Here is a 19105-nt window from a genome sequence, read left to right as displayed (position 1 = left end):
TCAGGCCTCCCTGCCGACCAGGCTGTGGGTCGTCATGACCTCGTTGCCCCGGGGGTCGATGACCTTGATGGCGCAGCGGCGGTAGCGGCCGGGGGCGAAGGGAAGGCTGGTGGTGCCCGCGAAGGCCTTGAATCGCTCGGCATCGGCGTGCTTGAGAGACTTGGCCAGCTTCTCCCAGGCCGTGCGGTCGGGGAAGAAGGCCTGGGTGATGCAGAAGGCCCGGCCATCGTAGTCCTGGTCCAGGAACCAGGCGGCCACCTTGTCGGCGCCGGTGTCCACCAGGCTGTGGTCCACGGGGTTGTAGATGTCCACGCCCTCCATGTGGACCCGGAACTCCCCGTCCTTGAGGGGCTCCAGGCGGGTCCGGGGCAGGCCCATGGCCGTGAAGAGCTGGGCTCCGGGCCCCTCTTTAAGGAGGCCCGACATGGCCACATCCGGGCGGATGAGCAGGAGGTGGGTGCGGACCGAGCCTCCGTCCTCCGCGTGGGCCTGGATGGCCCCCTGGGCCACGGCATCGAAGCCGAAGCCCACGAAGACCAGCTCCTCGAAGCCCCGCTGGTAGGCCTGGCGTAGGGCCTGGGCCACCTGGAACTCGGTGACGTTGCCCACGCGGGGCCCGATGCTCACGGCCACCCGGCGCTCCGGCTCGCCCCAGGCACCCTGGCCATGGAGCACCATGCTGCCGGTGAGGGGCTCGAGGCGATGGAAGGTCTGGCGCTGGTTGCCCAGGAAGTCGGCGCCGTACTGGCGGAGCCAGCCCAGGATCTGCTCCTGGTACGCCTCGGCGTTCTGGGGGGCCTCCAAGGGATCGAAGGCTGGGAGCTCGCCCTCGGTGCCCTCGATGGGCGTCTCCAATTCCAGGCTCTCCAGAGCCGGGAGGACGGACTCCACGGTGAAGGGGCCCGCCACCCGCGTGATGCCGGAGACCTTGCGGGGCTGGTCCACCAGCTCCTCCTGGGCCGCGTTGGCGTCGATGCAGGCGTTGACCTCATCCATCTTAGTCCGCCAGGCCAGGCGGTAGGCCTCCACGGCCTCCTGGAGCGCCTGGGGCCAGTCCGGGTCGGTATCGTAGGGCACCTCCCAGTCGAACCAGACGGGACTCTCCAGGTCCACGGTGGCCCGCTTCTTGGCCTCAGTGCTGCGGTCCCGCATCTCCGGCGGGAAGAGCCAGCGGCGGCGGTCCGCCTCAGTCACCGCCCGCTTGCCTTCGGCGCGTTCTTTCGCGGCCAGCTTGGCTCGAAGGGTGTCGCGCAGATCAGGGGAGACGGAGGCCAGGGCCGCGTTGCAGCGCTCCAGGGCCTCGGCCAGGATGGGCTCGTGCTTGGCGAAGATGGGGTCCAGATCTGCGTTCTGGGCGATGCTTCGCAAGGTGACATGGGGGACGCTCTTGCAGTCCAGGGTCCGGGGCTCGCCCAAGGCCGGGTCCTTGAGCCAGGCCCCCTCGTGGTTGCGGAGCAGATCCTCCTCGTTGAGGGGGCGAAGGGCGTAGTAATCGAATTTGGCCGTCATAAGGCGCTGGCGGGCCAGGGAAAGGGCCACGCGGCTGGTGTCGCAGGTGATCCAGCGGCGCCCCCACTGCTCGGCCACATAGGCCGTGGTGCCGGAACCACAGGTGGGATCCAAGACGAGATCACCGGGATCGGTGGTCATGAGGATGCAACGTTCGATGACTTTGGTGCTGGTTTCTACAACATAGGCTTTTTTTCTTGCAAATCCGCTGATGGCGGTGTCATTCCATACATTGTCCATAAGATAAACGGGGTAATCATTTAAATATCTTTTGTATCTAAGGGTGTTTCCTATGGGCATAAAACGACCTGAATTCGCCAGCCTTAACATCCCAGGGCCCTTACCGCCTGGCTTCCAATGTGTGTTTGGTGGACATTCAAATGTCCTTCCAAAGCAGTTAAATTTCATCTCGTCTTGGTTGGAAGGGGCCCCCTGAGAGTATAAAGTGTCGTGAGCAAAAACATTCCAACCTTCTGGGATTGTTTCATCTCCTTCGAATTCATCATTGCCCATTGACCTGAAATGGGCTGTGCCATCGCGTGGCTCAAGCAAGGAGTATTGACCAGATCCATCTGATCCACCCTGCTTCATGACCGTTGGATTTTTGAATTTATTTTTTGCCTTATCTCTGTCTTTCGAATACCAGATAAGGAAATCCGTTGAAGTGGAAAGTAGGGATGAGCTTTGCCCTCCGGTAGTCCTAAAGGCGATCAAACCACAAGCGTTATCTGCACCAAAAATTTCATCAATTATCATCCTCACCCTATGCAGGTTCTCGTCGCTGATCTGGACAAAGACGCTCCCGCTATCTGCCAATAGCTCCCGCGCCATGATCAGGCGGTCCCGCAGGTAGGCCAGGTAGGAGTGAACCCCCAGGGTCCAGGTGTCGCGGTAGGCCCGCACCATCTCGGGCTCGCGGGTCAGGTCGCTGTCCTTGTCCTTCACGTCCCGCTTGCCCACCTCGGGCTGGAAGTTACTGGCGAATTTGATGCCGTAGGGCGGGTCGATGTAGATCATCTGGACCTGGCCGGCCAGGTTCTCGCGGCGGGCCAGGGAGGCCATGACCTGGAGGCTGTCGCCCAGGATCAGGCGGTTGGCCCAGTCCACGGGGTATCGGTAGAACTGGAGTTCCTTGGCGGGGTCCAGGGCCGGGTCCGCGAAGAGGCCCCGGGGCAGGTCCTGGCGCTGGACGGCCCGGAGGATGGCCTGGGTGCTCACCCGCTCGTGGATGTGGAGGGCTACGGGGTCCACCTCGAAGCCCTGGGCCTCCCGCTTGCCCGCCCACTCGATCCAGGGCTCGTGGACCGCCAGGAGGGCCCGCAGCTCTTCGGCCTCTGAGGGACTCAATGCCCGCTGGGTGGCCAGGGAGGCCAGCTCCGCCGCCCGGTCGGCCTTCCCTGTGCCGTCGAAGCGCAAGGTTGGCGGGCGGTGGGGATTGTAGGCGTAGGCGCTGCGGGCCGGCTCCGCGGCCCGGCCCTCGGCCGCTAGTCCCGCTGGTGGGTTGTTCAGCCGCTTGGCCAAGTGCAGGTAGTTGACGCTCTGCTCCGTGGAGAGCTCCAGTTCCGGCGCTGTGGCCTGGTCGGTGTCGGGGGCCTTCTTTCCGGTCCCTTTGGGGCGTCCACGCTTGGGCTTGGGCAACTCCACGGGCGGGGCTTGCAGGGTGAAATCCTGATCCGACATGCCGACTCCAACACAATTTGTTTGTGTTGGCTAGTGTGCCGCAATTCTTGCCCAGATAGAACCTTGGGTCTTGGGTAAACTCTCTCCATGCCGCTTGGCCGTCCTTCTCGCTCCGTCCTCCGACGGGCGGAGGGTGGAAGGATCCCAACACAATCAGAACGTGTTGGGAGGGTGGCGTCATGAAGCCCCAGACCCGTCCTCCCCGTCGCCGAGCTCCAAAGAATCCCCAGACTCCGGGCCAGCGGATATGGGCTGCCCGGGAACGCCTGGGCTTCACCCAGCGGTCCCTTGGTCTGCGCCTCGGCGTGGGACAGGCAGCGGTCTCAGCCTGGGAGAAGGACGTGACCCAGCCCCGGGAGAGTGCCTGGCCCCTCCTGGTGGAAGTCCTTGGCCTTAGCCAGCACACCCTCGAGACCGGCGAAGGCTATGACCTGGCGGGCCTCCCCTACCGGGCCTGCGAGACATCCACGCCTTACGGACTGCCTCCCCTGCCTGATGGCGTTGAGGTGATCTGGGTCCCCGCCGGGGGCAATGTGGAGGGCGTGACCGCCCCAGAGGCGGCCCGGTGCATCCAGGAGGCCGTGCAGGACGGTCGGCCCGTCTGGGTGGTCGTGGGCTAGGACGCCTCGGGTCTGCTGGTGTTTTGCATATGCAAATGCTTTAGCAATTGCTACAGCATTTGCTTGGCAAAGCGCGGCCCTCGAGGCAAGCCTGCTCCATTCCCCTGCTTCAGCTCTGGTTAGCCTTCCCCGTTGCCCGGTATTTCTGTGCGGGGCTCTTGGGCTTGTCCGGCAGGGTCATTTCGATGAGGCCGGCCTCCAGGGCGGGTTGGAGGTAGGCGAGGCGGAAGTGGTCGGGATCCTTGAGGCCGAGCAGAGCCTGGAGCTCTTTCCGGCTCCGAGCGACTTGGCAATGGATCAATAGGGCTCGGACTTCCGGGGAGGCTTCCGGGGTAGCTTCCGGGGTGACTTCCGGGGTGGCATAGGGGGCTGGGGCCCTCAAGGTGAAAGCCAGGCCATCGGGCAGGGCCTCCCAGGTGGGCAAGGGCCGGCCCGCCGCCTTGCAGGCCTCGATCATGCGGGTGGTCCCTGATCCCCAACTCTCGATGATCCCGGCGCGGTAGAAGACGCTGGCGATGATGGGATTCCACGGTCGGGACTCATGGGGGGCCGCCAGGGCTTCCGGGGTCAGGCCGAAGTGGAGCCCGCCAGGATTGGTGACTTCCAGGCGGTCGTCATACATGGCCAGGGTGACCGCGCCGCTGGCCTGGGCATAGTCCCGATGGCACAGGGCATTGGCCAGGGCCTCGCGGGTGACGGCGGGAAGGTAGGCCGGGAGGTCCTCCCGCTCGCGCTTGGGCAAGACGCGGCTGGCGATGGGGGTGTGGTCGAGGAGGAACCCTTCGGCTCTCTGGAGGAGTTGGAAGGCATGGCCCCAGTAGCGGCGGTTGTCCTCGAAGGGTGCCAAGCGGTCCGGGCCCCGGAAGCGGCCCAGGCGGAGGCTGAGCTGGGGGTATAGGGCCTGGAGCTGATCGGTCTTGCCGAAGAGGGCCACGGCCGCCTGGAGGAGGGCTCCGTCCCGCATGAGGCCGAAACCGCGGAGAATGCCAGGGATGTCCTGCTCCAGGGGCTGCTCGATGCGGCCGCGCTGGACGGCGGCATTGAGGACCCGGCGGATCTCCTCGTGGTCCAGATCCTGGATGCCCACGTCCTGGGGGACCGCCTGGTTCTCCCACCGCTGGGTGCCGTGGAGCCGCTCCAGGAGGAGTTCCTCGTAACGGGCCCGTGGCATGGGCAGGGTCTGGGGCCCTTGGCGGAGGTAGGGACGGCCGTCGTAGGTGTAGGGCCCCTGGTTGCTCCCCGAGACCCGGAGGACCAGCACACTCCGATCCCCCTGGACGGGCACCACTTCGATGGCCGGAAAGGCCGGGGGCTCGATCCGCCGGAGTTCCCTATCCACGTCCTCCTGGGACTTGGCGCTCACCTGCTGGCCCCGGACCTCGCCCCGGTCGGTCACACCGAAGAGGACATAGCCGCCCTGGCCGTTGAGCATGGCGCAGACCGCCTTGGCGCCGTCTCCCCGCTGGCCGGTGGTCTCCTTGAACTCCAAGGTCTCCGATTCGCCGCAGGCGACAAGGGCCTTGAGGTCATCGAGGGTCATGGGGGGGATCTCCGGGGGCGGACGGAATAGGGAGCCAGTCTGAGTCGCTGCCCTCCAGATTAACCTGCGGACGCAAATGGCGCCTGGTCTGGGCTCTGACACCAAATGCATACCTTGAAACAAGGGGCGCCCTTATTTCAGTTTTGGGCCAAATTTGAAATAAGGTGGCGTCATGCTGTGGCGGGATGCCCTTTGGTTAAGTCCGTCATGCTGCCTCCCTCTTTGACCCGAGCCAGTTCCCTTTGAGGAGGCCCTGGGTGGTCACCAGGCGCAAACCTGAGCTCAGGGCGCACACGGCCTCGAAGAGGAGCTCTGGCCCCCAATCAACGCCTAAGCGTGTGCCCTTGAGCGCATACCAGAGGCTTTTGGCCCAGTCGAATCCGGCTCCAACGCGCGAGACTTTATCGGTCTGGAGGGGTAGGGCATGGGGGACTAGGTCCTGCCAGCGTTCGTTGAGCCATAGGGCGAAGGACTGGATGGTCTTGATGGAGGCTGCGCAGGCGAACAGGTGGATGTGAGGGTGCCCAAGGTCTTTGCTGCCTCGGCCGATCTCGGCGCAGAGCACAACGCCCACGCGCTTAGCGAAGTAGGTCCTCCAGCGGTACCCACCTAAGGCCTTCCTCGCTTGGCGGAGGAGGTGGTGGAGGCGGTCTTTCAGTGGTGTGAAGCTCAGGGCGTCGCTGGTCTCTGGGCCGGCGATGACCAAGTGCAGGGCGCAACCGCGCGTTCCCATGATCCTGAGCACCTCAGGCCTCATGGGGTTAAAGATCCGCTGGGCTTTGTGGCCATTGCAGACCGGGCAGTAAGCTGCATGGCACCCTTTGGGTTTCCAGTAAGCCCCAAAAGGGCCTTCGACGCGGACCTTTGCGGCGCCGCATCGGCTCAGTTTCCGGACTGCTCGTGTGTCCCCGGTCTCGGCCAGCGCTTTCGCCAGTTTGCCCCGCCGTGATTGGAGGAGGGCCTGTCGGGCGGTGAGCTCAAGATCGACAGAGTTGTTGCTTAAGATATCAAGTAATAGGATGTCGCGGGGGTCCCCCCCGGCAGAGCCGAGGGGGGTGAAGTCGACAATCTGGGCCATCTCCGGGCCCCTAGCGCCCCGAACGCCAAGATGATGGGTTGGCCAGTCGCCGGACCCACGCCTCCATCTCGACTCGAGGAACCAAGGTCCTTCGGCCGACCTTGATGGGGCGGATGACGCCTTGCTGGACGAGTTCATAGAACTTGGTCCGTCCAATCCGGTTTGCGGTCAGGAATTCATTGACCGTGAAATGAAGAACCATGGGAGGCAGGATGGACGCGGGTGCGGCCTCCGCGCTTTCCCTGGTTGGGTAGATCGACACGTTTTTCGACAGATGGTTTGACATGATGCGGATGTATTTGTGCATGGCGTCCTCGTGTTTGAGATTTTTCTGGGTGTAGAGGCGTAGATGGGTGGCTAGGAGGCCAAGGGCCCCTGCTCCTCGATCGGGAAGAGATAGGGCTGGTCAAGGCGGTAGATCCAGGCCTCGAGCTCGCTATCGGGCACCATGGTCCGGGTGCCGATCTTGATGGCCTTGATCTTTCCCGCCTTCAGGTGTTTGTAGAACGTGCTGCGTCCCATCTGGTTGTGCTCGCAGAACTCGATGACGGTGCGAAGACGACCGCTGGGCCGGCTCTGGAGGCTGTGCGCTTGGCCGACACAGGCTCCGATGGGGGTAGCCTCGGAATCGAGGGTGGCTGGATTGAAGGGGATGATGTTCATGGAAACCTCTTGGAGGTGTCCCCCATGGCGATGGGGGTTGAGGAGGAAACGTCGAGGCGCCTGACTCTCGGCGTGCGGGGAGGTCTATGCCTCTCCTGCGCCGTCCATGATTGATTCCGATGCCCATCCTGTCCCGGGGTTCGCCCGGCTGAGACGGGCATGGGCCGGGATGCACGCAGGCGGATCCCCCTTGACAGGGGGCTACCGATTTCCTTCTCGCGATTTTCTGCGCCTGGGATACAGGCGGGATACACGAAGGCCCCCAGGAAGGGGGCCTATCGCGCTAAGTCTGGCGGAGAGAGAGGGATTCGAACCCCCGGACGGCTCACACCGTCACCTGATTTCGAGTCAGGCGCATTCGACCACTCTGCCATCTCTCCAGGAGGGTCAGTCTAGCAGGGCTTGGGTTTGGCTTCTAGCCTCGGCGGCGCTTGAAGAAGGCCTGGAGCTGGGCGCGGCATTCGTCTTCCAGGAGCCCACCTTCCAGCTGGATGCGGTGGTTGAGGTTGGCCTGGGCCAGGGTGTCCTGTAGCTTGCTGACGCCGACCTTGGGGTCGGGGGCGCCGAAGACGACGCGTTCGACCCGGGCGTGGGTGAGGGCGCCGAAGCACATGAGGCAGGGCTCAAGGGTGACATAGAGGGTGGAGCCCGTGAGGCGGTAGTTTCGCAGCCACTCGGCGGCGCTTCGCAGGGCCATGATTTCGGCGTGGGCGGTGGGGTCGTTCTGGGTGATGGGGCAGTTGTGGCCCTTGCCCACGATTCGGCCTTCCTGGACCAGGACGGCTCCGATGGGCACCTCGTTCTCGCGGTCTGCGTCCTCGGCAGCCTCCAGGGCCAGTCTCATGAAGTAGAGGTCATCTCCCGTCCACATCGATCAGGGCTCCTCGTCGTCATAAGTCCATGGGTTGCGGGGGGGCTGGCTGGAAGAAATCCGCGCTGGAACGGATCGAGTCCCGTAAGCTGGGAAAAGAAAAGGCGTTCCAGCTCCCGAGGGGTCTGCAACGCCTTGCGAAGACGGAAGTATCCCACAAAATGCCTTAAATTTAAAGACTGGTCTTCGGTTTCGAAAGGCCGCAAAATTCCCAAGGCCCCTGTGCGTGGGTCGGCCCATCGCAAGCGCCGCAGGGGGGGTGAACCCGGCGGCGCTTTTTCTATGAAGAGAGTTGTTGGAGGAGGCGACATGCGGGCCCACTTGATCCTAAAAGATGGCAAGACCTTCCGGGGGAAGGCTCCACTTGGATTTGGTGGCAGCGGCGAGGCCGTCTTCACCACATCCATGACCGGCTACCAGGAGATCCTGACGGATCCAAGCTTTGCCGGGCAGATGGTCTGCATGACCTTCCCGGAGCAGGGCATTTATGGCATCCATCACAATCTCAACGAGGCGGCTCGGCCCTGGGCCACGGCCCTTCTCTGTCGCCGCATGACTGGGGTGCCTGACCACGTCTTCGCGGAAGGGGACATGGGCACCTGGTTGCGTCGGCATCGGGTGCCTGTGATGACTGAGCTGGATACCCGGGGATTGACCCAGTATCTGCGTGACAAGGGGGCTCAGCCTGGCCTCATCTGGACGGAATCCGAGGGCTCCCTGGAGGCTGGCGTCGCCGCCGCCGCCGATCTGGCCGAGATGACGGGCCAGGCCCTGGCTCCTGAGGTGAGCTGTGCCGCCCGCTACGACATTCCCACCCCCGGCGCCCGTTTCCGAGTGGCGGTGCTGGATGGCGGCATCAAGGATTCCATCCTCAAACAGCTCCACGCCACGGGCTGCCATCTGGAAGTTTTCCCCTGGGACACTCCGGCTTCCGAACTCACGGATAAGCGATTCCAGGGCCTCTTCCTGAGCAACGGCCCCGGCGACCCCGCCGCCCTGCAGGGGATGCGCAAGGAAGTGGAGGCGTGCATCGGCAAGCTCCCCATCTTCGGCATATGCCTGGGGCACCAGCTCCTGGGCCATGCCTTCGGGGGCAGCACCTTCAAGCTCAAGTTCGGCCACCGCGGCGCCAACCAGCCGGTGCTGGATCTGGCCACGGGCCGGGTGGAGATCACCGCCCAGAACCATGGCTTCGCCGTGGACGAGGCCAGTCTGCCTTCGGAGATCGAGGTGACCCACCGCCATCTCAGCGATGACACCGTGGAAGGCCTGCGTCACAAGAACCTTCCCATTTTCAGTATGCAGCACCACCCCGAGGCCAGCCCTGGCCCCCACGACGCCCGGCACGCCTTCGGGAAGTTCGTCGCGATGATGGAGCAGTACCATGCCTAAGCGAACCGACCTGTCCTCTGTCCTTGTCCTGGGCTCGGGCCCCATCCAGATCGGCCAGGCCTGCGAGTTCGACTACTCCGGCACCCAGGCCCTCAAGGCCCTGCGGGAGGAGGGAATCCGCACGATTCTCCTGAACTCCAACCCAGCCTCCATCATGACGGACCCCATCCGGGCCGATGCCACCTACATCGAGCCCCTGACCCTCTCCATCCTCGAGAAGATCCTGGAGAAGGAGCGCCCCGACGCCATCCTGCCCACGGTGGGTGGCCAGACAGCCCTCAACCTGGCCCTGGAGGCGGCGAAGTCCGGTCTTCTGGATCGCCTGGGCGTGAAGCTCATCGGTGCCCAGGTGGAAGCCATCGAAAAGGGTGAGGACCGCGCCCAGTTCAAGGACCTCATGGATGAGCTGGGCCTGGAGACCTGCAAGGGAGGTTTTGCCCACACCCTGGAGGAAGGCCACGAGCTGCTCAAGGTGACTGGCTTCCCCGCCATCCTCCGCCCCAGCTTCACCCTGGGAGGCAGCGGTGGCGGCATCGCCTACAACATCGAGGAATTCGACACCATCCTGCGCCGGGGACTCGATCTCTCGCCCATCACCCAGGTGCTGGTGGAGGAGAGCATCCTGGGCTGGAAGGAGTTCGAGCTTGAGGTGGTGCGGGATCTCGATGACAACGTGGTCATCATCTGCTCCATCGAGAACATCGATCCCATGGGCGTCCACACCGGCGACAGCATCACCGTCGCCCCGGCCCTGACCCTGACGGATCCCGAATACCAGACCATGCGGAATGCCGCCATCGCCGTGATCCGCGGTGTGGGGGTGGAGACCGGCGGCAGCAACGTCCAGTTCGCCTTCCAGCCCGAGACCGGGCGCCTCATCGTGGTGGAGATGAACCCCCGGGTGAGCCGCAGCTCGGCCCTGGCCTCCAAGGCCACGGGCTTCCCCATTGCCTGGGTGGCCACCAAGCTGGCCCTGGGCTACCGGCTCTGGGAGCTCCCCAACGTCATCACCGGCAAGACCAAGGCGGCCTTCGAGCCCGTCCTCGACTACGTCGTCGTCAAGATGCCCCGCTTCACCTTCGAGAAGTTCCCCCAGGCCTCACCGGTGCTGGGCACCCAGATGAAGAGCGTGGGCGAGGCCATGTCCATCGGCCGCAGCTTCCAGGAAGCCCTCCAGAAGGCCATGCGCAGCCTGGAGTGCGGACACCCCGGCTTGGCGGGGGCCATGGAAGGCAAGCTGGACCTCTCCTGCATCAAGGAGCACCTGCTGACCCCTGGCCCTGAGCGGATGGTGTGGATCTACCAGGCCCTCAAGGCCGGGCATACCGTCAATTCCATCGTGAGCCTCACGGGGATCTCCGCATGGTTCCTCCGGGAGATGGAGGAGATCGTGGAGCTGGAGGGCCGTCTGCGGGGCTTCAGTGTTGAGCATCTGCCGGAGGAACTGCTGGAGAAGGCCAAGCGTTCCGGCTTCACCGATGCCCAGATCGCCACCTTCTGCGGGGCAACCGAAGCCCAGGTGGCCGGACGCCGCGAGGCCCTGGGGCTTTTCCAGGTGGCCAAGCGGGTGGATACCTGCGCGGGCGAGTTCGTGGCCGAGACCCCCTACCTCTACCAGACCTGGGATGAGTGCTCGGAGGCGGAGCCTTCGGACCGCCCCAAGGCCATGGTGCTGGGCTCCGGGCCCAACCGCATCGGCCAAGGCGTGGAATTCGACTGCTGCTGCGTCCAGGCCGTGGAGGCCATCCGGGCCGCTGGGGTGGAGGCCATCCTGGTGAACTGCAACCCCGAGACCGTCAGCACCGACTTTGATACCTCCGATCGCCTCTACTTCGAGCCCCTGGATTTCGAGAGCGTGATGGCCGCCATCGACCGGGAGAGCCGGAACGGCAACTTCCTGGGGGTCTTCGCCCAGTTCGGCGGCCAGACGCCTCTGAAACTGGCCTCCCCCCTGGAGGCCGCCGGGGTCAAGCTCCTGGGAACCCCCCTCAAGGCCATCCTGGATGCCGAGGACCGCGAGCGCTACGGTCAGGTCCTCTCCAAACTGAATGTCCCCGCCGCTGAGTGGGGCATGGCCCGCAGCATGGATGAGGCCCGGGTTCTGGCCAACCGCATCAGCTATCCCGTGATGGTGCGCCCCAGCTTCGTGCTCGGCGGTCGTGCCATGGCGGTGGTCTTCGACGAGAAGGGCCTGGAGCGGTACGTGCGTGAAGCCGCGGCGGTGGACGAGACCCAGCCGGTGCTCATCGACCGCTACCTGGACGGCGCCCAGGAGCTGGACGTCGACCTGGTCTGCGACGGCAAGGATGTCGCCATCGCGGGCGTCATGGCCCATATCGAGGAGGCTGGCGTCCACTCCGGCGACAGCTATGCCGTCTTCCCGCCCATGGGCGTGGAGGAGGGCATCCTGGAGACGGTGAAGGACTACAGCCGCAAGCTGGCCCTGGAGCTGGGCGTGAAGGGTCTGATGAACCTCCAGTGGGCCCTGAAGGATGGTGTGGCCTACTGCCTGGAGGCCAACCCTCGCGCCAGCCGCACCGTGCCCTTCCTCTCCAAGGCCACGGGCAAGGACTGGGCGGGCATCGCCGCCCGCATCGGCCTGGGCCAGAGCCTGGCGGAGCAGGGCGTCAAGGATGGCCAGCCCCTGGCGGTGGCCGTCAAGGGTGTGGTCTTCCCCTTCGCCAAGTTCCCCGAGGTGGATCCGGTCCTGGGTCCCGAGATGAAGAGCACCGGCGAGGTCATGGGTCTGGGCTCCACCTTCGGCGAGGCCTATGCCAAGGCCCTGCTGGCCGCCGGTATCCGCATCCCCCTGGAGGGCAAGGTCTTCCTCTCCGTCAACAAGAACGACAAGGCCAAGCTGCCTGAACTGGCGACCCGCCTCGCGGGGCTGGGCTTCCAGCTCTGCGGCACCGAGGGCACGGCCCGGCACATCGAAGAGACGCTGGGCATGAAGATCCAGCGCATCAACAAGGTGGCTGAGGGCCGCCCCCACGCGGTGGATCTCCTGAAGAACGGCGACATCCAGTGGGTGATCAACACCCCCATGGGCCGCAGCGCTTACCAGGACGAAGGCTCCATCCGCAAGGAGGCCCTGCGCCTGAAGATCCCCTGCCTCACCAACCTCAACGCCGCCCTAGCCGCCTGCGAGGCCGTAGAGACGCTGCGGAAGGAACTGCGGGTGAGGTCGCTGCAGGAACTCAGTTAATTTTTCCTGGGCGCGCCCAGGAAAAATTAAAGGGAATGAAAGGCCCCCTCTCCGCCAGTCGGGGAGGGGGCTTTGTCCGTACCCAGGATCCAGCGGATCCGGGCGGCTTTGCGGGGACCGATACCGGGGAGCTGCTGCAGGGCTTCGGCGGGGGCGGTCATGACGGCTTCCACACTACCGAAGCGTTCCAGTAGGCGGAGGGCGAGTTCTCGGCCCACCCCCGGGAGGCCTTGGATGATGTAGGTCTGGGCCCGTCGCCTTACGGTGGGGCAGGCACCTGGGCGGTAGGCGATGGGCCGCCTGGTCTGCCGCAGTTGCCGGGCGGCATAGAGCATCAGGTGCGCGGACTCTTCGCCGCCCAGGGCTCGTATCACCGGCACACCCCAGACCAGTGAGACGCAGATCAGGGCCCCCTGGATGGCCTCCCGCCGCATGGCCCTCGCCTGGATCTCCTCCGCGCGCCCCTCCAGGAGGAGCATGCACCGGTCTCCGCAGGAGGCCAGGGCGCTGGCCTGCCGGAACAGCCGACCATCCTCGATGGAGTTGAGCAGGTCGCCCAGTCCTTTGCGTTCCACCACCAGACACCCATCCACCCGATAGTCGCCGACCTTCAGGCGCTCCACCTGCACGTCCACCTCCTCCATGGCCTGGAGTGCCGCCAAGGTCAGGCTGTTGCGCTCCCGGTCGTCGGCCAGCACCAGGATGCGCGGGTTGGAGTAGTCCATGGGTGTCTCCGCGAGTTTTGAAAGGCGGTATGCCTTCCGAATCTGCGTTTATCCACTGCAATGGCGAATGGTTAATTGACCAGATTACATATCTGTGTATAATTGAAAAAATATTTTATATGGAGAATTCAAAAATGGGTGGTTCGCCTGGGTGTATTTTGGCTCTCCTCCTGATCGTTGTCGTGAGTGGGCTGATATGGCTCATGGTAAGGGACAAACGCTATCAGGAAGCGCTTGAGCCACTGAAGGACCTGAGAACCCTCCAAGGCACTGTCCAGGCCATGCGGCGGCAGATCTCGGAACTGAACGATCGCCTGAAACGCCTGGAACAGGGGGTGGTTCCTGCGCCTTCGGAATCGGAGGCTGCCCCCGTTCCACCTCCAGAACCTGTTGCGCTTGAAACCCCTGTGCCGACGGCCATCACTCAAGCCACTCCGGTTACGGCTCCAGATACGCCGGCAGAGATGCCTGAGGCGACCCAGATCCTGATGGGTCCACCGCCCGTGTCTGTTTCCGCTGCCGAACCTGTCAGCACGTCCTCACAGAAACCTACTCCTCTCCGGCCTCCACCCTTGGCCATGGTCCTCCCTGCACCCAAGCTCGAACCTGCCGCGCCCTTCGACTGGGAAACCCTGGTGGGAGTAAAGCTCTTCTCCTGGGTGGCCGGTGTGGCCATGCTGGTGGCGGCCATCGCCTTTCTGCGCTACGGCGTCGACCACGGGTGGCTCACGGCCCCCGTGCGCATGTCCATCGGGCTTATTGTCGGCGTGGGGCTCCTGGTGGTCTGCGAGACCAAGCGCGCCCAGGTCTACTCCATCACGGCGCATGCCCTTACGGCTGGCGGGATCGCAACCCTGTTCGCCACCTTTTTCGCCGCCCACGCTTTGTGGGGCCTGATCCCCTCCGGGGTCGCTTTCCTGCTGATGGTATTAGTTGCCTCGGTGGCCGTGGCCCTTTCCATTCGTCGGGATTCCCTGTTCGTCGCTCTTCTGGGCCTGGTGGGCGGCTTCCTGACCCCGGCGCTCCTATCCACAGGGGAGGATCGTCCCTTCGCTCTTTTTGGTTACCTCGCGCTGTTGACCATTGGACTCACCTGGGTTGCCCGGCGCAAGCGCTGGCCGATTCTCATGGCCTTAGGCATGGGGGCCTCGACCCTCTATCAATTGGGCTGGGTCATCACCTTCCTGGACGATACAAAACTGGGCATCGGGGTAGGGGTGTTCCTGCTCTTCCCGATTCTGGCTCTGGGGGCCGTCTTCCTGGGGCGGTCCGATGATGAGGCCGCCCCCGACCTCCATCCCCTGTTCCGGCACACGGTCAATTTCGCCATGGTTCCGCCGCTGCTTTTCGCGCTGTACTTTGCAGCCACCCCTGCCTTCGGGCGGCATTACCTCCTGATGCTGGGATTCCTTTTCCTGGTGGCAGCAGGCCTGGCTCTCATCGCCCTGCTCCGGGGGCCTGAGTGGCTACACCTCCTGGGTGGTGGAAGCACTTTGGTGGTCGTGGCCGTATGGCTCGGCAACGGCTATAGCCAAGAAACCTGGCCCATGGTTCTGGTGTTCCTCGTGTTGTTCGTGGTCCTCTACCTGGGTGCATCATGGCTCCCTACGCGCTGGGCGAGGTTGATGACTTTTGAAACGGAAGGGCGTTGGGCCATCTACACGGCGCCCATGATGCTGTTCACCTTTCCAGTGCTGCTCATGCTGGAACCTGCGACGGCTTCCCCGGGGCTGGTCTTCGGAGTGCTGCTGGGGCTCATGGTGCTTCTAGCGGCCTATGCCATCTGGTTCGAGGATGGCTTGGTCTATTTCGGAGCGTGTTTTTTCGTGCTGGGGTCCGAGGCCGTCTGGTCTGCGCGATACCTGGATGCCAAACGCCTGCTGCCGGGCCTCCTGATATACGGTGGCTTTGGCCTGTTCTACCTTGGGGTTCCCCTGGTGGCCCAGCGTTGGGGGCGGGCCCTCAAGCCCCGGGGGAGCGGTGCCATCCTGGCTTTCGCGAGTCTTGTCTTGCTCTTCTTCTTGACGGTCGGATCCATCGCCCAGGTCAGCCTATGGCCCCTGACCATCCTGGTGGTCCTGCTGAACCTGGGCCTTCTCCACGAGGCCTCTTGCGATCGCTATCCGGTGCTTTCCCCGCTTGGCATGGTGCTGAGTTGGATCCTAATGGCAGTTTGGTGGTTCAACGCGCCCATGGCGGATCATCTGGTGCCGGGGCTCCTAGCGCTGGTGATCTTTGCACTGTTGGGCGTAGCGGGCAGCCTTTGGCTCAAAGCCTGCAGCCCCTCGAAATCGGATACGTTCCCAGAGCATTCCGGCGTGTTCCTTGGTTGGGTGCCTCACCTCTTCCTACTCATGGTGGCAGCCCAGCCTCGGCTTTCCCTGCCACCCTGGCCCTGGTTGGGCGTGATGCTCGTGCTAGGGCTGGCCCTGGGGGCCGCGGCGCTCTATCTCCGCCGGGGCGCTCTGTTGCTGGGAAGCGCCGTGCTCAGTCCTCTGGTGCTCATGATTTGGGTGGTTTCGGTGCCCTATCACGCCCAGGGACTTCACCTGCTGGTGGGCCCATGGGGGGTCATGTTCTTCGCGGGGCTCGCCTACGGGTTCTACGAGCTCTCCCGGCACCTCCGCATCGAAGATTGGACCTTCCCTGCTGCCGCTGGGATCGGGTTTCTACTGGCCCAACTCCTCCTGGTTGTGCTCTGCTCGACACCCAAGGGGGCCACGGGGGAGGGGCTCTTCCTCTTCGCTAACTTGGTTCTGGCCCTCGGCCTACTGACCTTCGCTGGGCGGGAACGCGCCTACGGATGGGCTCTGGGCCTGGTGGCCAGTGCGGGTCTGGTCCTCCTGGCCTGGCGTTTTGGACCTGCCACCTTAGGCTTATCCACGCCACAGGATCATGCCTGGCATCTGATGCGTCTGGCCGTACCCCTGTACCTGATCCAGCTGGTGTTTCCCCTGGTGTTGGGACCGCGTGCCCGTTCTGAGCGCCTGCCTTTCTTGTCGGCGATCCTGGCCAGTGTTGTCTTCTTCCTGTTTGCCCGGCCAGCCTTGATGGTCCTGGGATGTCGGGATTTCATCGGGGGCTTGCCCGTAATTCAGGCCCTCCTGTTGACGCCCCATCTGCTGGACCTGTTGCGCCTGGAGCCCGAAGGGCGGCGGGATCTGGGACGCTTGGCCATGGTGGCTGGAGGCATTCTGGCCTTTGTGACGGTGGCCATCCCCCTGCAACTTGAGAAGCAGTGGATAACCCTCGGGTGGGCCCTGCTGGGGCTAGCGCTGACGTGGCTCTACGGTCGAATACCTCACAAGGGCCTGTTGGCTTGGACCGCCGGGCTGATGGTAGCCGTCTTCGTGCGGTTGGTGCTGAATCCCTCGGTCTTTGGCTACCAGGTGCGCAGCGCGGTGCCCATCTTCAATTGGTATCTCTACACCTATCTGGTGGCGGCGGGCTGCTTCTTCGGGGCGGCGTGGTTGCTGAAAGACGAGGACGACCTGCTTCTGGAGGGATTGCCGCCCCTTGCGCGTCTGCTGCCAGCGGGGGGCACGGTGATACTCTTCCTGCTGCTCAATATCGAGATTGCAGACTTCTTCAGCGAGGGCCCCAGGGTCACCTTCAGCCTGTTCCAGGGCAGCTTGGCCCAGGGCCTCAGCTACACCATCGGTTGGGCGCTCTTCTCCATTGGCATGCTCACTGCCGGGCTCATGGTCCAAAGCCGCATCACCCGAATCGCGGCCATCCTGCTGCTCACGGTGACGGTCTTCAAGGCTTTCCTGCTGGATCTGTCGAGCTTATCGGGGCTTTATCGGGTGGCTTCCTTCGTGGGATTGGCTGCAAGTCTTGCCGCCGTGGCTGTTATGCTTCAGAAGTTCGTGCTTCGCCGCTCTGGGGAATCCCGATGATCCGACCCGGTGCACTCCTGCTGGCCTTGGCCCTTCCCCTTGTCGCCCAGGCCTCGCGGTTCCGGGATATCCAGCCTACCGGGAAGGGGCCCCAGCGCCTGGAGGTGGATCTGGCGCTCCTGGGCGGGGCACGGTCGGATCTGGGGGATCTGCGCCTGATAAACAATGGCCGGGAACTGCCCTATGTGCTGGTCCCCCCGTTGCCGGGAGAACCCCAGTGGAAGACTGGGCGGGTGTTGCCCCTCCCTCAGACCAAGGAGACCAGCGGTCTTGAATTGGACCTGGGGGCATCGACGCGGACTTCGCGCCTTGAGCTGGACGGCCTGAAGGCGCCCTTCCTGAAACGCTACCGCCTGGAGGGCAGCGGGGACCGCCTGCGTTGGACGGAGCTACTGGCCCAGGGCAGCCTATTCGATCTGCCCACAGAGGAACTTCGCCTTCTCCGAGTGGACTTCCCCCTCGGAGATTACCGCTATCTGCGCCTGACCTGGGATGATCGATCCAGTGCCCGGCTGGCCTTGCCCCGGAACGCTTCGGTTCAGGTGGAGGGGTTAGGGGGCGCTGTGCCTTCTCAGGAGTCTCTGGTCTTCGGGACCCGGCCTTCGGAAACGGGCAGCAGTCGATTCCGGGTCCGACTACCGGGTCCTCACCTGCCCATCCGAGCCCTTTTGTTGGATGTGGGGGGGCAGGGTCCCTTACTGCGGGAGGTCACGGTTCTGGAAAGCCGACTGGAGGCCCATGGGCTGTCTCCGAAGGTCCTGGGCCGCGGAACCCTCCGCCGAACGGAACGGTATGGTGTGCTGGCTTCGGATCTGCGCATCCCCATCGAGTCTCCCGAAGGAGCCGAACTGGACCTGAAAGTGGAGAACGGCAACAACGCGCCCCTGGAGCTGAGGGGTCTGAAGGCCGAATTCCCATCACAGCCCTGGATCTATTTTGAATCGCCGACGAACGGCCCTCTCCGGGCGAGTTACGGAAACCCTAATCTTCCTGAGCCCCGGTACGATCTGGAGGCCCTGAGGGAACAACTCCGTGGTGCCAGGGTGGCTCGAGCCAGCTGGGGAGCGGCTCCCAGCACGGAGGAGGCAATTGCCTCCTCCCCAGCAAATCTGGACCCGGGGCTGGGCACTGCCCTGGATCAGCGGGGGTTCCGTTTCCAGCGCACCCTGCCCCAAGGGTCCCGGGGTTTGTCCGCCTTGGTGCTGGATGCCCATGTCCTTGCCCATAGCCGAACCCTGACCGATCTCCGGCTCCTGGACCGGGAGCAACACCAGATCCCCTACCTGCTCGAAAAGCGGGACGAGCCCCTCGTCCTGCCCTTGGTGCTGCCCAATGGGGTGTTCCAGAACAAAATCAGCGCCTATGTTCTGGAACTGCCTCAGGCCGAGCTTCCCCCTGCTCGGCTGCTCCTGGAGACCGGTGCCCGCGTGTTCCAGCGTGCTATTCGGGTGCGGGAGGATCGGGGCGAGGGCCAGTCGCGTATCCTGGTGGAAACCCTCTGGCAGCATCGGGATCCTGAGTTGGCCGCCCCGGCCTTGGTGCTGGCCTTGCCCCCTCTGGAGGGGCGCCGGGTCACGTTGGAGGTCGAGGAAGGGGACAACCCCCCCCTCCTGCTCCGGGAAGCCAAGTGCCTGTTGCCCACCTGGCGCCTGCGCTTCTTTCACCCCGGTAAGGAATTGAACCTCTGCTACGGCCGCGAGATGGAGGAGCCCCGCTACGACATTGGCCTGTTGGCTGAGCGCCTGCGCCTGGAACCGGTCAGGGAACTGACCCTGAGCCCAGAGGGAACCGAGCCGCCTCCCGAGCGCTCCCCCGCCTTTGCCAAGGTTTTCTGGGGCGTGCTGGCGATAGCCGTATTTGCCCTACTAGGCGTACTGATGCGTCTGCTAAAAAAGATTCCTCGCTGAATCGTGTGGGTAGGAG

The 19105-nt window shown here is 64.2% G+C and carries 12 protein-coding genes and 1 tRNA gene; 5 read left to right on the top strand and 8 right to left on the bottom strand.

Features of this window, described 5'->3' with window-relative positions; all coding sequences use genetic code 11:
• Window positions 1-3189 carry a site-specific DNA-methyltransferase gene (locus tag HOLFODRAFT_RS19960; protein ID WP_005035570.1) on the bottom strand — a complete coding sequence of 1063 codons (3189 nt, stop codon included), beginning with the start codon at window positions 3187-3189 and terminating at the stop codon, window positions 1-3.
• Between the two features lie 179 nt (window positions 3190-3368).
• On the opposite strand from HOLFODRAFT_RS19960, the gene HOLFODRAFT_RS22795 reads away from it, so the two are divergent.
• Window positions 3369-3809: a helix-turn-helix domain-containing protein gene (locus tag HOLFODRAFT_RS22795; RefSeq protein WP_005035572.1), complete on the top strand. Its 441-nt coding sequence runs from the start codon at window positions 3369-3371 to the stop codon at window positions 3807-3809.
• 109 nt (window positions 3810-3918) lie between these two features.
• Here HOLFODRAFT_RS22795 and HOLFODRAFT_RS19950 read toward each other — a convergent pair whose 3' ends face one another.
• The 6 genes from HOLFODRAFT_RS19950 to tadA form a co-directional block, all read right to left on the bottom strand.
• Window positions 3919-5349, bottom strand: coding sequence for an RNA-binding domain-containing protein (locus HOLFODRAFT_RS19950; protein WP_005035574.1), 1431 nt, complete (start codon window positions 5347-5349; stop codon window positions 3919-3921).
• A 205-nt stretch (window positions 5350-5554) separates the two neighbouring features.
• Window positions 5555-6427, bottom strand: coding sequence for a hypothetical protein (locus tag HOLFODRAFT_RS0207315; protein WP_005035576.1), 873 nt, complete (start codon window positions 6425-6427; stop codon window positions 5555-5557).
• A 10-nt stretch (window positions 6428-6437) separates the two neighbouring features.
• Complete coding sequence (locus HOLFODRAFT_RS19945; protein ID WP_005035578.1) at window positions 6438-6734, bottom strand: helix-turn-helix domain-containing protein; 297 nt, start codon at window positions 6732-6734, stop codon at window positions 6438-6440.
• 50 nt (window positions 6735-6784) lie between these two features.
• The gene (locus HOLFODRAFT_RS19940; protein WP_005035579.1) at window positions 6785-7090 is read right to left on the bottom strand and encodes a helix-turn-helix transcriptional regulator; all 306 of its coding nucleotides are present in this window, start codon (window positions 7088-7090) and stop codon (window positions 6785-6787) included.
• Between the two features lie 290 nt (window positions 7091-7380).
• Window positions 7381-7470, bottom strand: a tRNA-Ser gene (locus HOLFODRAFT_RS0207300).
• A 35-nt stretch (window positions 7471-7505) separates the two neighbouring features.
• Window positions 7506-7961: a tRNA adenosine(34) deaminase TadA gene (gene tadA, locus HOLFODRAFT_RS0207295; protein ID WP_005035581.1), complete on the bottom strand. Its 456-nt coding sequence runs from the start codon at window positions 7959-7961 to the stop codon at window positions 7506-7508.
• Window positions 7962-8270: 309 nt separating this feature from the next.
• Between tadA and carA the strand changes: the two genes are divergently transcribed.
• Together carA and carB are read left to right on the top strand one after the other, a co-directional pair.
• Window positions 8271-9353 carry a glutamine-hydrolyzing carbamoyl-phosphate synthase small subunit gene (carA, locus tag HOLFODRAFT_RS0207290; RefSeq protein ID WP_005035583.1) on the top strand — a complete coding sequence of 361 codons (1083 nt, stop codon included), beginning with the start codon at window positions 8271-8273 and terminating at the stop codon, window positions 9351-9353.
• Complete coding sequence (gene carB, locus HOLFODRAFT_RS0207285; protein WP_005035584.1) at window positions 9346-12558, top strand: carbamoyl-phosphate synthase large subunit; 3213 nt, start codon at window positions 9346-9348, stop codon at window positions 12556-12558. The genes carA and carB overlap by 8 nt, the downstream gene beginning before the upstream one ends.
• Window positions 12559-12584: 26 nt before the next feature.
• Here the strand turns inward: carB and HOLFODRAFT_RS19935 are convergent, their stop codons facing one another.
• The gene (locus tag HOLFODRAFT_RS19935; protein ID WP_005035586.1) at window positions 12585-13283 is read right to left on the bottom strand and encodes an ERCC4 domain-containing protein; all 699 of its coding nucleotides are present in this window, start codon (window positions 13281-13283) and stop codon (window positions 12585-12587) included.
• Window positions 13284-13861: 578 nt separating this feature from the next.
• On the opposite strand from HOLFODRAFT_RS19935, the gene HOLFODRAFT_RS0207270 reads away from it, so the two are divergent.
• Window positions 13862-17182, top strand: a complete 3321-nt coding sequence (locus HOLFODRAFT_RS0207270; RefSeq protein WP_026939131.1) for a DUF2339 domain-containing protein — start codon at window positions 13862-13864, stop codon at window positions 17180-17182.
• Window positions 17179-19089: a hypothetical protein gene (locus tag HOLFODRAFT_RS0207265; RefSeq protein ID WP_005035589.1), complete on the top strand. Its 1911-nt coding sequence runs from the start codon at window positions 17179-17181 to the stop codon at window positions 19087-19089. Before HOLFODRAFT_RS0207270 ends, HOLFODRAFT_RS0207265 begins: the two co-directional genes overlap by 4 nt.
• Window positions 19090-19105 lie beyond the last annotated feature (16 nt).

The organism is Holophaga foetida DSM 6591 (assembly GCF_000242615.2).
Classification (GTDB): domain Bacteria; phylum Acidobacteriota; class Holophagae; order Holophagales; family Holophagaceae; genus Holophaga; species Holophaga foetida.
Note: the sequence above shows the minus strand (reverse complement) of the source record. Positions and strands in the feature narration are given on the sequence as shown.

What these genes read in the sequence shown, in the direction of transcription:
- HOLFODRAFT_RS19960 (WP_005035570.1), bottom strand. Translation starts at nt 3,189, where the DNA reads ATGTCGGATCAGGATTTCACCCTGCAAGCCCCGCCCGTGGAGTTGCCC.
- HOLFODRAFT_RS22795 (WP_005035572.1), top strand. Translation starts at nt 3,369, where the DNA reads ATGAAGCCCCAGACCCGTCCTCCCCGTCGCCGAGCTCCAAAGAATCCC.
- HOLFODRAFT_RS19950 (WP_005035574.1), bottom strand. Translation starts at nt 5,349, where the DNA reads ATGACCCTCGATGACCTCAAGGCCCTTGTCGCCTGCGGCGAATCGGAG.
- HOLFODRAFT_RS0207315 (WP_005035576.1), bottom strand. Translation starts at nt 6,427, where the DNA reads ATGGCCCAGATTGTCGACTTCACCCCCCTCGGCTCTGCCGGGGGGGAC.
- HOLFODRAFT_RS19945 (WP_005035578.1), bottom strand. Translation starts at nt 6,734, where the DNA reads ATGCACAAATACATCCGCATCATGTCAAACCATCTGTCGAAAAACGTG.
- HOLFODRAFT_RS19940 (WP_005035579.1), bottom strand. Translation starts at nt 7,090, where the DNA reads ATGAACATCATCCCCTTCAATCCAGCCACCCTCGATTCCGAGGCTACC.
- tadA (WP_005035581.1), bottom strand. Translation starts at nt 7,961, where the DNA reads ATGTGGACGGGAGATGACCTCTACTTCATGAGACTGGCCCTGGAGGCT.
- carA (WP_005035583.1), top strand. Translation starts at nt 8,271, where the DNA reads ATGCGGGCCCACTTGATCCTAAAAGATGGCAAGACCTTCCGGGGGAAG.
- carB (WP_005035584.1), top strand. Translation starts at nt 9,346, where the DNA reads ATGCCTAAGCGAACCGACCTGTCCTCTGTCCTTGTCCTGGGCTCGGGC.
- HOLFODRAFT_RS19935 (WP_005035586.1), bottom strand. Translation starts at nt 13,283, where the DNA reads ATGGACTACTCCAACCCGCGCATCCTGGTGCTGGCCGACGACCGGGAG.
- HOLFODRAFT_RS0207270 (WP_026939131.1), top strand. Translation starts at nt 13,862, where the DNA reads ATGGTCCTCCCTGCACCCAAGCTCGAACCTGCCGCGCCCTTCGACTGG.
- HOLFODRAFT_RS0207265 (WP_005035589.1), top strand. Translation starts at nt 17,179, where the DNA reads ATGATCCGACCCGGTGCACTCCTGCTGGCCTTGGCCCTTCCCCTTGTC.